Here is a 12,198-nt window from a genome sequence, read left to right on the forward strand (position 1 = left end):
CGCCGCCCGTCCGCGCGACCGGGCGCCCCGCTCAAGGCGCAGGTCACCGGCGCGGGGCGGGGTCGCGGGCGGGCCGCGCAATTCGCCCGGATGGGCGGTGTACGGCGCGCCGCACCGCGTTCAGCGGGAAGGGGGGACGGGCGCAGCCGGGGCCAGGCGGGGTCAGACGCGGACGCCGAACTGGAACGGCATGTTGTTGATCGACTCGTACTTGACGCCGCCGCGCGGGTTGGAGGCGTGCAGCACCGTGCCGTTGCCCGCGTACAGGCCGATGTGGTGCAGGTCGGAGTAGAACAGCACCAGGTCGCCGGGCTGGAGCTCGCTCCTGCCGATCCGCCGGCCGTCGTTGGCCTGGGTGTAGGTGGTGCGCGAGAGGGAGACCCCGGCCTGCTTGTACGCCCACTGGACCAGCCCCGAGCAGTCGAAGGCGTTGGGGCCCTCGTAGCCGGAGATGTACGCGCTGCCGACCTTGGTCTTGGCGGCGGCGAGCGCGGCGGCGGCGCGGCCGCTGCCCTTCTCGTTGCCCAGGTTGACGCGCTCGCCGTCGGCGCGACTGGCGCGGGTCTCCTCGTCCTTGAGCTGCGCGCGCTCCCCGGCGGTCAGGGTGTTGAGGAGCTTCTGGGCCTCGGCGAGCTTGCCCTGGGAGGCCTTCTTCTTCTCGGCGAGCTCCTTGCGGGTGGCGTCGAGGTCGGTGAGCTTGCCGGAGGCCTCCTGGCGCTGCTGCGCGAGGCTGCGCTGCTTGGCCTGGATCTTCTGGACGGCCTCGACCTGCTTCCCGCTCAACTGGTCCAGCGTGGAGGCCTTCTGGAGGTATTCGTCCGGATCGTCCGCGAGCAGGAGGGCGAGGGAGGGGTCGATCCCGCCGGAACGGTACTGCGCGGTGGCCATCGTGCCGAGCCTGCCGCGGACCTCGTTGAGCTCGGCCTGCCCCCGGGCCACCCGGTCCTGGAGCTGGCTGATCTCCTTCTCCAGCTTCTCCTGGCGCTCCTTGGCCCCGTTGGCCTTCTCGGTGGCCTGCTCGGCCTCCTCGTAGAGCTTCTCCACCTGGGCCTTGACCTCGTCCTTGCCGGGCTTGGCCGGGGCGGCGGAGGCGCCGGGGGCGGAGAGCGCGACGGCCGCGGCGGCGGTCGCGGTGAGGACGGTGACGCGCGCGCGGTTCGGCTGCCTGGGTCGACGGTGGGACGCCACGGGGGCGCTCTCCTTCCTCCGGCCGCCGGGGCACACACGGCGGCTCCTCCGCCGGCACCCCGAATGAGTGACCTACCGCACGAAGGTTTGGCCAGACCCTAGTGAGAGCGCCGTGATCACTTCAAACCCTGCGGACAAAAATTCACGCTCCCACCAGCTTCTTTACCTTCAGCGCACGCTGCGTGGCGGCCACTTGACCCTGGGTTCCGCGCGGCCGCCGCCAATTCGGGCATGACGGCCGTGTGTTACGAGACGCGCGAAAGCCGCTTGAGGAGCAAAGCGGACGCCACGGGCCGCGCCCCCGCCTTGGCCACGCCGTCGGCCACCTCGCGGTCGGTGGAGACCACGACCACCGGACGGCCCGGCGGTTCGGCCCGCACCAGCTGGCGGATCAGCTCGTCCGCCGTCACGCCCGGCTTGGAGAACAGCACCCGTACGCCGCGCGGTGGCGCGAGCAGCACCGGGGCCGCCAGCTCCGCGCCGTCGAAGACGCACGTCATCTCGGCGCCGGTCTGCGCGGCCAGCATCGACAGCCCGCCCAGCAGCCGCAGCCGCTGCTTCTCCAGCGGCATCGTGGGGTAGCCGGTCTTGGTGACGTTGTAGCCGTCGACGACCAGGTGCGCCTGCGGCAGCGCCAGCAGCTGGTCCAGCAGCGCCGGATCGGTCTCCGACAGCGCGCGGTTGGCGATGTCCTTGGGCGACATCCGGCCCGGCTCCACCGCGTCCACGGTGTCGGCGGGACGGGTCGAGACCGGCGGCAGGGCCAGCTCCCGGCGCAGCCCCTGGGCTGCGTCGAGCACCGTGTCCAGCAGCAGCCGCAGCCGCATGTCCTCGATGCTGCGCCCCTCGCGGGTGGCCCGGCGCGAGGCCTCCAGTGCCGCCTCGGCCTCCGCCAGCCGGGACTTCAGCCGCCGCGACTCGCTCTCGGCGGCGGCGACCTGTCCGGCGGCCTCCGCCCTGATGCCGTCGGTCTCCGCGGTGACCTTCCGCAGGGCGGCCTCGCCCCGCTTCACGTCGTTCAAGGCGCTGCGGAGCTTGCGCTGAAGCGATTCCGCTTCCTTGCGCACGGCCTCCAGCTCGGTCCGCAGCTGCTCGCCGCCGGTGCGCTGCTGCTCCCGTACGTGGGCCAGCTCCTCGCGCAGCCGCTCCAGCTCGCGCTGGGTCTCCTCGCCCACCCGCTCGGCGTCGGCGCGCTGTGCCTCCTCGCCCGCGGCGGCCACCAGCTTGACCCAGCCGACCGGCCGCAGGACGTACGCGGCGGCCGCCACGTCGAGCGGGTCCGCGGCGGCCGGCGGCGCACCGGTCTCCAGGGCCCCGGTGAGGTCGGGCTGGGCCTCGCGGAGCTTCTCGGCGACGCGCGAACGGAAGACGGCGTCCGTCTCCACGGCGGCGGCCATGGCGTTCCCGGCGAACTTGGCCCGCCGGGTGGGCGTGAACCGGGCGTACTGGCGCAGCTGCGACGGCAGATCGGCGACGGTCAGCCCGCCGAACGCGTCCGAGACGAGCGCGACGACCCGGCGCCGTACGCCTTCGGGCAGCGGGCGGTCGAGCACCTCGGCGGCGTCGCCGGCCGCGTCGGCCGGCTCAGCGCCGCTTGCTGGCTCCACGATCCGTCACCCCTACCGTCAGCTTCTTACCTTCGGGCGCCGGCTCCGTCAGGAGTCCGCGCCCGGCCTGTCCACGAGTTCGATCCGGTCCACCGCGTCGCACCAGCGGCAGCGCACCGATTCGATGGTCTCATTGACCACCTCGCACTCCTCGACCTTGGCCTCCCCGGCGAGGTCCAGGTGGACGTACTCGACGACCTTCGACGAACGGGTGACGTCGAACCGTGTGAGGTTGCCGCACAAGGTGCAGCGCCACCGGGTGGTGGCGGTCGGCAGGGGAACCGTCATCGGCCGTCCTCACTCCTTCGTCGCTCGTTCAATTAAAACCTCGATGGTGCGGCAGCACGTAACCCTACGGCCTGCGGGCATGGCGGGTGGGGCCCCTCCCGGATCCGGGACGGCGGCGAGGCGAGCTGACCGCCTCCGCCCGGTGCGCCATGCTCTGTCCCATGATCGTAAGACCCGCCGGCGTCACCGTGACCCACGTGCTGATCGCCGCCTGCTGCGTGGTCTTCCTCCTCGGACCGGCCTCGGGCCTGAACCCCTCCTACGGGACCGGCGAGCAGCTCCTGGCCTCGGGCACGGCGTACTTCCGCCACTGGGGGGTGGTCCCGGCCGAGCTCTTCCCGCCCGAGGCGCGGACCCTGCTCACCCCGCTGACCGCCCTGTTCGTCCACGGCAGCTGGCTGCACCTGCTGGGCAACATGCTCTTCCTCTACGTCTTCGGCACGATGGCGGAGGAGCGGATGGGCCGGACGGTCTTCCTCGGCTTCTACGTGGTCACCGGCTACCTCGCGCTGGTGGCGTACGCGGCCGCGCACGCCGCCTCCCCGGAGACGCTGGTGGGCGCCTCGGGTGCGATCTCGGCGGTGCTCGGCGCCTTCCTCTGCCTCTTCCCGCGTGCCCGGGTGACGACGCTGTTCCCGTTCCTGCTGTTCCTGCCGCTGCGCTTCCCGGCGTGGCTCGTGCTGCTGGCCTGGTTCGCCCTGCAGTGGCTGGCGGCGCACCGCGCGGGCAGCGGGCCGGGCGTGGCGTACCTGGCGCACGTGGTGGGGTTCTCGCTGGGATTCCTGGGGGCGTGGGCGCGCTACCGGCGTACGACTAGAGTGAAGCGACCAGCGACGGCCACCGAGGGAGACAGCCAGCCGTGATCACCGCGATCGTGCTCATCAAGACCAGCGTGGACCGCATCCCCGAGATCGCCGAGTCGATCGCCGCGCTGGACAGCGTCAGCGAGGTCTACTCCGTCACCGGTACGTACGACCTGATCGCCCTCGTGCGCGTGGCCCGCCACGAGAACCTGGCGGACATCATCCCGGGCCGCATCAGCAAGATCCCGGGCGTGGAGGCCACCGACACGCACGTGGCGTTCCGTACGTACTCCCAGCACGACCTGGAAGCGGCGTTCGCGATCGGCCTCGACGCGTAGCCCCTGGCCGGGGCGGGCCCGGTCGGGACGGTCAGAGCCCCGGCAGCCCCTCCCCCGGCCGGGACAGCAGTCCCGGCCGGCCCGTTGCCCGGACGGTGTGTCACACGGCCGGGACGCAGCGGCCCTCCTGGGTCCGGTACTGCCACTTGGCGCCATGCGTGACCAGTTCCTTCACCGCGCCCACGAACCGCTCCACGTGCTCGTCCGGGGTGCCCGCGCCGAAGCTGACGCGGATGGCGTTCAGCGACCTCCCGTCCGGGGCCGCCTCCGGGGCGCCGCACTCGCCCGGCTCCTGCGGGGCGCCGCCCAGCAGCGTGCGCACCAGCGGGTGGGCGCAGAAGAGGCCGTCGCGGACGCCGATGCCGTACTCGGCGGAGAGCGCGGCGGCGAAGTGCGAGCTGTTCCAGCCGTCCACCACGAAGGAGATGACGCCGACCCGCGGCGCGTCGTCACCGAACAGGGACAGCACACGGACCTCGGGCACCTCGGCCAGCCCGGCGCGAACCGCGGCGATCAGCCGCTCCTCGCGGGCGACGAGCGCGTCGAAGCCGGCCTCGGTGAGCGCCTTGCAGGCGGAGGCGATGGAGTAGACGCCGATGACGTTGGGCGAACCGGCCTCGTGGCGGGCCGCGGTGGTGTGCCACTCCACGTCGACCCCGCCGTCCGTACGGCGCGAGACCGTGCGCGAGGCGCCGCCGCCGGCCAGGTACGGCTCGGCCTGCTGGAGCCAGTCGGCGCGGCCGGCCAGGACGCCGGAGCCGAAGGGCGCGTACAGCTTGTGCCCGGAGAACGCGACCCAGTCCACGTCCAGTTCGGTCACCGAGACCGGGTGGTGCGGGGCGAGCTGGGCGGCGTCCAGGACGATCCGCGCGCCGTGGGCGTGCGCCGCGGCGGCGAGTTCCTTGACCGGCCACAGTTCACCGGTGACATTGCTGGCACCGGTGACACAGACCAGCGCGGGGCCGTAGGGGGCGCGGGCGGCCAGCGCCCGCTCCAGGGTCTCGACGGCCTGCGCCGGGGTCCGCGGGGCGTCGAGGTACGTGACCTGCGCGTCGCCCCACGGCAGCAGGGAGGCGTGGTGCTCGGTCTCGAAGACGAAGACCCGGCAGTCCGCGGGGAGCGCCCGCGCCAGGAGGTTCAGCGAGTCCGTGGTGGACCGGGTGAAGACCACCTGGTCGGTGGGGCGGCAGCCGAGGAACTCGGCGACGGTGGCGCGGCTGGCCTCGAACAGGTCGGTGGACAGCTGCGAGAGGTAGCCGGCCCCCCGGTGCACGCTGCCGTAGTACGGGGCGTAGCCGGCGACGTCGTCCCAGACCCGCTGGAGGGCGGGGGCGCTGGCGGCGTAGTCGAGCGCGGCGTACGTGACCTCGCCCCCGGTGACGAGCGGCACGGTGACGTCCCGGCCGAGGACGGGCAGCGGCTCGGCACAGCCGGTGCCGGCGGTGACGTGGGTGGCGTGGGTGGCGTGGGTGGCGTGGGCGGCAGCGGACATGGCGGAATCTCCCGGCGGCAGGGCTGAATGGCTTCGGCGGATCGCCCGTACGCGGGTACGGCGCGGGGCCGTCCGGGGTACGGGATGCCTCGGAGCGCGGGGGGGGCGTCGAGCCGGTACGTCCGTACACCGGTACGTGAGCACGTGAGTACGCGGGTACGCCGAAGTGGCCCGGATCCGAGGGGGGAAGAAGGGGCGTGAGTCGCCCTATCGCATTCGCTTGCTCACGGAAAACGCTCCTCGAGAGACCAGGACCCCTGGTGTCGAGGGATCCGCGCTTGCCGCAGGCCCTGCTGCCTGCGACCTGGTCATCACCCGGGGCACCCCGCCACGGAAGGAGGGTTGCCGGACAGCGAGCCGGGGCCTTGACGCTGTCACTCGTGACCTGGTGAGCATCCTGCCATACGCACGCGGAACGGCAAGACCCCGGTCCGCATGCTGGACCGGGGCCACCCGTTTCGAGCCGTCGCGCCGTCACACCCTCCGGGGGGCTACGCGTTGCTGACGTTCACCCAGCGCTCCAGGACCGCCCTGGCCGCGCCCGAGTCCACCGACTCGGCCGCCCGCTCGATACCGGCCCGCAGCTGCTCCTCCAGGGTGCCCGGGCCCGGGTCCAGGGCCACCAGGGCCGCCGCCGAGTTCAGCAGCACCGCGTCGCGCACCGGGCCCGTCTCGCCGGCCAGCAGCCGGCGGGCCACGTCCGCGTTGTACGAGGGGTCCCCGCCGGCCAGGGCGGAGACGTCGACCAGGGAGATGCCCACGTCACGCGGGTCGAAGGACTGCTCGGTGACCTTGCCGTCGCGGACCCACCACACCCGCGAGGTCGCCGTCGTGGTCAGCTCGTCCAGGCCGTCGTCGCCGCGGAAGACCAGCGCCGAGGAGCCGCGCTCGGCCAGCACGCCCGCGACGATCGGCGCCATCCGGGGGTCGGCGACACCCGTCGCCTGGGAGCGCACCTTGGCCGGATTCGTCAGCGGGCCCAGGACGTTGAACGTGGTGCGGATGCCCAGCTCCCGGCGGGCGGCGGCCACGTGCCGCAGGGCCGGGTGGAACTTCACGGCGAAGCACATGGTGATGCCCGCCTCCTCGGCGACCGCCGCGACCCGCTGGGGGGACAGGTCCAGGTTGACGCCGAGCTTCTCCAGCACGTCCGAGGCCCCGCTCGACGAGGAGGCGGCCCGGTTGCCGTGCTTGACCACCTTGGCGCCCGTACCCGCGACCACGACGGCCGACATCGTCGAGATGTTGACGGTCTTCGCGCCGTCACCGCCGGTGCCGACGATGTCCACCGTCCGGCCCGGCACCTCGATGAGATTGGCGTGTTCGTACATGGTGCGCACGAGACCGTTGATCTCGTCCACCGTCTCCCCCTTGGCCCGCAGGGCCACCAGGAAACCGGCGATCTGGGCGTCCGTCGCCTCACCCCGCATGATCTTGTCCATCGCCCAGGCCGTGTCGTCCACGGCCAGGTTCCGGCCGGAGAGCAGCGCGTCCAGGAGGCCCGGCCAGGAACGGGCCGCCACGCTGTCGCCGCCTGCCGGGGTCACAACGTTCATGGTCCGCTCCAGGGTCCACAGATGCCGATGGGAAGGATCCCAGCCTATCCAGCTCCACGGACGGCGAAGAGCCCCGTCCAGACACTGGACGGGGCTCTTGCCGTGGCGATCAGTTTTCGGCCGGACCGGGCGGCCGGAGATCAGTGGTGGCCGTGGCCGCTCTGGATCTCCTTGTACTCCTCCACCGTGGGCTTCGGAATCTGGTTGCCCTCGGCGTAGAAGCCCTTGCTGAGCTTCGCGCGGAGCTTCTCCATGGCGCCGACCTTGCGCTCGACACCGTTCTCGTCGACCGTCGGGCCGATCTCGAGCGGCTTGTACTGCTCGTGCGCGGTCAGCGTGTGCAGCTGGCCCTGCGGCAGCGGCTCGTGGATCTCGACGAACTCACCGTGCGGCAGACGCTTGATGATGCCGGTCTCGCGACCGTGCAGCACCTTGTCGTGGTCCCGGCGCTGGAGGCCGAGGCAGATCCGCTTGGTGACGATGAACGCGAGGACCGGGACGACGAAGAAGCCGATCCGGACGAACCAGGTGATCGCGTTGATCGAGAGGTGGAAGTACTGCGCGAACATGTCGTTGCCGCCGCCGATCAGGAGCACGATGTACTCCGCGATCCAGGCGACACCGAAGGCCGTACGCGTCGGGGCGTTGCGCGGGCGGTCCAGGATGTGGTGCTCGCGCTTGTCGCCGGTGACCCAGGACTCGATGAACGGCCACACCGCGATCGAGCCGAGCACCAGCGGGAAGAGGACCAGCGGGATGAACACGCCGAGCACCAGCGTGTGACCCCAGAGGTTGATCTCCCAGCCGGGCATGGCACGGATGAGGCCTTCCGGCATACCCATGTACCAGTCGGGCTGCGCACCGGTGGACACGTGGTCCGGGCGGTACGGGCCGAGCGCCCAGATCGGGTTGATCGAGGCGATCGCCGAGATGGCCGCGATGACACCGAAGACCAGGAAGAAGAAGCCTCCGGCCTTGGCCATGTAGACCGGCAGCAGCGGCATGCCGACGACGTTGTTGTTCGTGCGGCCGGGGCCCGCGAACTGGGTGTGCTTGTGGTAGAAGACCAGGATCAGGTGGGCCACCAGCAGGCCCATCATGATGCCGGGCAGCAGCAGGATGTGGACCGAGTAGAACCGGGCGACGAAGTCGCCGCCGGGGAACTCGCCGCCGAACAGGAAGAACGACAGGTACGTGCCGACGACCGGCACGGACAGGATCGCGCCCTGCATGAAGCGGACACCGGTGCCCGAGAGCAGGTCGTCCGGCAGGGAGTAACCGGTGAAGCCGGTGAACATGCCGAGGACCAGCAGCAGGAAGCCGAAGATCCAGTTGATCTCGCGCGGCTTGCGGAACGCGCCGGTGAAGAAGACGCGCATCATGTGCACGATCATCGCCGCGACGAAGATCAGGGCCGACCAGTGGTGGATCTGGCGGATCAGCAGACCACCGCGGACGTCGAAGCTGATGTCGAGCGTCGAGGCGAAGGCCTCGGACATCAGCACGCCCTGCATCGGCACGTACGAGCCGTGGTACTCGACCTCGTTCATGCTCGGGTGGAAGAACAGCGTCAGGTACACACCCGTGAGGATGATGATGATGAAGCTGTAGAGGCAGATCTCACCCAGCATGAAGGACCAGTGGTCCGGGAAGATCTTGCGCATGTTGGCCTTGGCGAGGCTGTAGATGCCCAGGCGGCCGTCCGCCCAGTCGGCTACGCGCTCCCCGGCCGGCGCTTTGCGCTTCGTATCGGTGGCAGTGCTCATCCGCGCTCCCAGAATGCAGGACCGACGGGCTCTTCGAAGTCGCCGAGCGCCTCGAGGAAGCCTTCTTGGTTCACGCCGATCCGCAGCTGCGGAAGCGCGTGACCGGCCGGGCCGAAGATGACACGGGCGCCGTCGGAGAGGTCGAAGGTGGACTGGTGGCACGGGCAGAGCACGTGGTGGGTCTGCTGCTCGTACAGGCTGATCGGGCAGCCGACGTGGGTGCAGATCTTGGAGTAGGCCACGATGCCGTCGTGGGACCACTCCAGTTCCTGCTTGTCCTTGATGTCCTCCGGCTGGATACGGACGATCATCAGGGCGGCCTTGGCGATCTGCGTCTGGAAGTCGTGCTGGTGCTCGTCCAGGCCCTCGGGCATGGCGAAGGTCAGCGAACCGACGGCGACGTCCTCGGGACGCAGCGGCTCCATCGTGTTCTGGTTGATGAGCAGCTTGCCCTTGGCCCACAGGGTCTTGCGCAGCTTCTCCTCGGGCAGCGGGCCCAGGTCGCGCAGCAGCACGACGCCGGCGAGCGGCACCATGGCCAGCGCGCCGAGCATGGTGTTGCGGATCAGCGGACGACGGCCGATGGCGGACTCCGCCGCACCGTCGGCGAAGTCCTGCATGACCTTGGCCTTGACCTCCGGCGGAGCGGCGATCGGGTGGCGCTCGTCGGCGACCTCGACGTCGGACATCAGGGTGCGGGCCCAGTGGACCGCGCCCGCGCCGATGCAGAAGAGGGCGATGCCCAGCGTCATGCCCAGGGCGAAGTTGAGCGCGCTCACCTTGCCGAGGGGCCAGATGAACACGATCTTGTCGACCGGGATGATCACGTACGCGGCGATGAAGCCGATCGTGGCCAGCATCGACAGCGTGAACAGCATCGCCACGGTGCGCTCGGAGCGCTTGGCGGCCCGCTCGTCGATGTCCTGGATGCGCGGCTTGTGGGCCGGCATGCCGGGATCGGCGAACGGGTCGTCCGCGACGGCTACACCACCGTGGTGCGCGTTGCCCTGCTCGCTCGGCAGGTTCTCTTCGGGAATGTCTTGGCTACTCATGACTTCTTGGCCTTAGCGGTGTGGGCCGCGACCCAGACGGCGACAGCGATCAGCGCACCCAGACCGAAGATCCAGCCGAACAGACCCTCGGAGACGGGGCCGAGGCCACCGAGCTTGAGGCCGCCGGGGTTGACCGACTTCTCGCCGTTCACGTTCTGGAGGTACGCGATGATGTCCTTCTTCTCCTTCTCCGGCATCGTGCTGTCCGGGAAGGAGGGCATGTTCTGCGGGCCGGTGAGCATGGCCTCGTAGATGTGCTTCGGCGAGACGTCCTCGAGGTTCGGGGCGTACTTGCCGTGCGTCAGCGCGCCGCCCTCACCGGTGAAGTTGTGGCACTGCGCGCAGTTGTTGCGGAACAGCTCACCACCGTTGGCGATGTCGGCACCCGCCGGGTCGTACTGCTTGGCGGTCGGCGTGATCGGGCCGGCGCCGAGGGAGGCGATGTACGCGGCCAGCTGGTCGATCTGCGCCTGGGTGTAGATGTTGGGCTTCTTCGGCACCTGGGCGCCGGGCTGCTGGGCGGGCATGCGGCCCGTGCTCACCTGGAAGTCGACGGCGGCAGAGCCGACGCCCACCAGGCTCGGGCCGTCAGAGGAACCCTGACCGCCGGTTCCGTGGCAGCTTGCGCAGCCCACGGCGTAGAGCTTCTTGCCCTCCTCGATGGCGAGGGACTGGGCGGTTTCATCGGCCTGCGCCTTGCCCGCGGGCGCGAAGGCGGCGTACAGCCCCCCAGTGGCCGCCAGCGCGAGGAGTAGAACGACGACCGCCGCCAGCGGATGGCGTCGTCGTGCGGAGAGCTTTTTCACGGATTACCCCGGTGTCAGGATCTTCTGCGTCGGTGTTTCTGGATGGTGTGCCGGGCCGTACCCGGCCACGTATTCGCTACTTGATCAGGTAGATCGTGGCGAAGAGGCCGATCCAGACGACATCGACGAAGTGCCAGTAGTAGGACACGACGATGGCCGACGTGGCCTGTTCGTGGGTGAACCTCTTGGCCGCGTACGTCCGGCCGAGGACCAGCAGGAAGGCGATGAGGCCGCCCGTCACGTGCAGTCCGTGGAAGCCGGTGGTCAGGTAGAAGACCGAGCCGTACGGACCGGACGAGAGGCTCATGCCCTCGTGCTTGACCAGCTCGGTGTACTCGAACACCTGGCCGCCGATGAAGATCGCACCCATGACGAACGTGATGATGAACCACGTCCGGAGCTTCTTCACGTCACCGCGCTCGGCGGCGAAGACGCCGAGCTGGCAGGTGAGGGAGGAAAGCACCAGGATCGTGGTGTTCGTCGCCGAGAACGGGAGGTTCAGGGTGTCAGCCTGTTCCGTCCAGTACTCGGCGCCCGTCACCGATCGCAGGGTGAAGTACATCGCGAAGAGGGCCGCGAAGAACATCAGCTCGGAACTCAACCAGATGATGGTTCCGACGCTGACGAGGTTCGGCCTGTTGACCGTCGGGTGCGCGTGCCCGGTATCTACTGTCGTTGCTGTCGCCACGACCGACATTATGTCGGTCGCTTATCCCGCCCTCACCCCGGGGGGTGCCGTTCGGAGTGTCCGAGGGGTGTGCACTGCCCGAACGGCCCATCAGATGGGCTGTCGACGTCCGGGCGCGGGGGTGCGCGAACCGATGTTGACAGCGCGTGGGACGGAGTAGCATCCCGCGCAGGATTTCCTGACGCGTGGAGGAAACAATGCGGGCGACTGCAAGGGTTCTGGTCTACAGCGACGACGCGGGGACCCGGGAGCAGGTGCGGCTGGCGTCCGGGCGCAGGCCGGCCGCGGACCTCCCGCCGGTGGAGTTCGTCGAGTGCGCGACGCTCCCGGCCGTGCTCAAGGAACTGGACGCCGGCGGGATCGACCTGTGCGTGCTGGACGGTGAGGCGGTGCCCGCGGGCGGGATGGGCGTGTGCCGGCAGCTCAAGGACGAGATCTTCCGGTGTCCGCCGGTGCTGCTGCTGATCGGGCGCCCGCAGGACGCCTGGCTGGCCACGTGGAGCCGCGCGGACGCGGCGGTGACCCTTCCGGTGGATCCGGTGGAGTTCCCGGACCGGCTGGCGGCCCTGCTGCGCACCAGGCTCTCCGTGGAGGCCTGAGGGCCGCAGGGCCGT

The 12,198-nt window shown here is 70.4% G+C and carries 12 protein-coding genes and 1 riboswitch; of the genes, 3 read left to right on the top strand and 9 right to left on the bottom strand.

Annotation, left to right across the window (positions count from 1 at the left end; genetic code table 11):
* Nucleotides 1-162 precede the first annotated feature (162 nt).
* The 3 genes from ACIPXB_RS12080 to ACIPXB_RS12090 all read right to left on the bottom strand — a co-directional run bounded on the left by ACIPXB_RS12080 (nucleotide 163) and on the right by ACIPXB_RS12090 (nucleotide 3,083).
* Nucleotides 163-1,188, bottom strand: a complete 1,026-nt coding sequence (locus ACIPXB_RS12080; RefSeq protein ID WP_401447871.1) for an NlpC/P60 family protein — start codon at nucleotides 1,186-1,188, stop codon at nucleotides 163-165.
* Nucleotides 1,189-1,433: 245 nt separating this feature from the next.
* Nucleotides 1,434-2,798 (bottom strand): NYN domain-containing protein, encoded by a 1,365-nt coding sequence (locus ACIPXB_RS12085; protein WP_401448294.1) that lies wholly within the window; start codon nucleotides 2,796-2,798, stop codon nucleotides 1,434-1,436.
* Between the two features lie 45 nt (nucleotides 2,799-2,843).
* Nucleotides 2,844-3,083 carry a hypothetical protein gene (locus ACIPXB_RS12090; RefSeq protein ID WP_401447873.1) on the bottom strand — a complete coding sequence of 80 codons (240 nt, stop codon included), beginning with the start codon at nucleotides 3,081-3,083 and terminating at the stop codon, nucleotides 2,844-2,846.
* 161 nt (nucleotides 3,084-3,244) lie between these two features.
* Between ACIPXB_RS12090 and ACIPXB_RS12095 the strand changes: the two genes are divergently transcribed.
* Both ACIPXB_RS12095 and ACIPXB_RS12100 read left to right on the top strand, forming a co-directional pair.
* Nucleotides 3,245-3,946, top strand: a complete 702-nt coding sequence (locus ACIPXB_RS12095; RefSeq protein ID WP_401447875.1) for a rhomboid family intramembrane serine protease — start codon at nucleotides 3,245-3,247, stop codon at nucleotides 3,944-3,946.
* Entirely contained in the window at nucleotides 3,943-4,224 is a 282-nt protein-coding gene (locus ACIPXB_RS12100; RefSeq protein WP_008738815.1) for an Lrp/AsnC family transcriptional regulator, read from the top strand. Before ACIPXB_RS12095 ends, ACIPXB_RS12100 begins: the two co-directional genes overlap by 4 nt.
* 100 nt (nucleotides 4,225-4,324) lie before the next feature.
* Here the strand turns inward: ACIPXB_RS12100 and ACIPXB_RS12105 are convergent, their stop codons facing one another.
* From ACIPXB_RS12105 to ACIPXB_RS12130, 6 genes are all read right to left on the bottom strand, one after another.
* Nucleotides 4,325-5,716 carry an aminotransferase class V-fold PLP-dependent enzyme gene (locus tag ACIPXB_RS12105; protein ID WP_401447877.1) on the bottom strand — a complete coding sequence of 464 codons (1,392 nt, stop codon included), beginning with the start codon at nucleotides 5,714-5,716 and terminating at the stop codon, nucleotides 4,325-4,327.
* 269 nt (nucleotides 5,717-5,985) lie between these two features.
* A riboswitch (SAM riboswitch) is annotated at nucleotides 5,986-6,102 on the bottom strand.
* Nucleotides 6,103-6,207: 105 nt separating this feature from the next.
* Nucleotides 6,208-7,272: an anthranilate phosphoribosyltransferase gene (gene trpD / locus ACIPXB_RS12110; RefSeq protein WP_401447879.1), complete on the bottom strand. Its 1,065-nt coding sequence runs from the start codon at nucleotides 7,270-7,272 to the stop codon at nucleotides 6,208-6,210.
* Nucleotides 7,273-7,412: 140 nt separating this feature from the next.
* Nucleotides 7,413-9,038, bottom strand: a complete 1,626-nt coding sequence (locus ACIPXB_RS12115) for a cytochrome bc complex cytochrome b subunit (RefSeq protein ID WP_401447881.1) — start codon at nucleotides 9,036-9,038, stop codon at nucleotides 7,413-7,415.
* Nucleotides 9,035-10,090: a Rieske 2Fe-2S domain-containing protein gene (locus tag ACIPXB_RS12120; RefSeq protein WP_401447883.1), complete on the bottom strand. Its 1,056-nt coding sequence runs from the start codon at nucleotides 10,088-10,090 to the stop codon at nucleotides 9,035-9,037. The genes ACIPXB_RS12115 and ACIPXB_RS12120 overlap by 4 nt, the downstream gene beginning before the upstream one ends.
* Nucleotides 10,087-10,896, bottom strand: a complete 810-nt coding sequence (locus tag ACIPXB_RS12125; RefSeq protein WP_401447885.1) for a c-type cytochrome — start codon at nucleotides 10,894-10,896, stop codon at nucleotides 10,087-10,089. Before ACIPXB_RS12125 ends, ACIPXB_RS12120 begins: the two co-directional genes overlap by 4 nt.
* Nucleotides 10,897-10,972: 76 nt before the next feature.
* Nucleotides 10,973-11,593, bottom strand: a complete 621-nt coding sequence (locus ACIPXB_RS12130) for a heme-copper oxidase subunit III (RefSeq protein ID WP_401447888.1) — start codon at nucleotides 11,591-11,593, stop codon at nucleotides 10,973-10,975.
* 188 nt (nucleotides 11,594-11,781) lie between these two features.
* Here ACIPXB_RS12130 and ACIPXB_RS12135 point away from each other — a divergent pair, with 188 nt between their 5' ends.
* Nucleotides 11,782-12,183 (top strand): hypothetical protein, encoded by a 402-nt coding sequence (locus ACIPXB_RS12135; RefSeq protein ID WP_401447890.1) that lies wholly within the window; start codon nucleotides 11,782-11,784, stop codon nucleotides 12,181-12,183.
* Nucleotides 12,184-12,198: the final 15 nt, after the last annotated feature.

This window comes from Streptomyces sp. NPDC090022 (assembly GCF_044748145.1).
Taxonomy (GTDB): Bacteria; Actinomycetota; Actinomycetes; order Streptomycetales; family Streptomycetaceae; genus Streptomyces.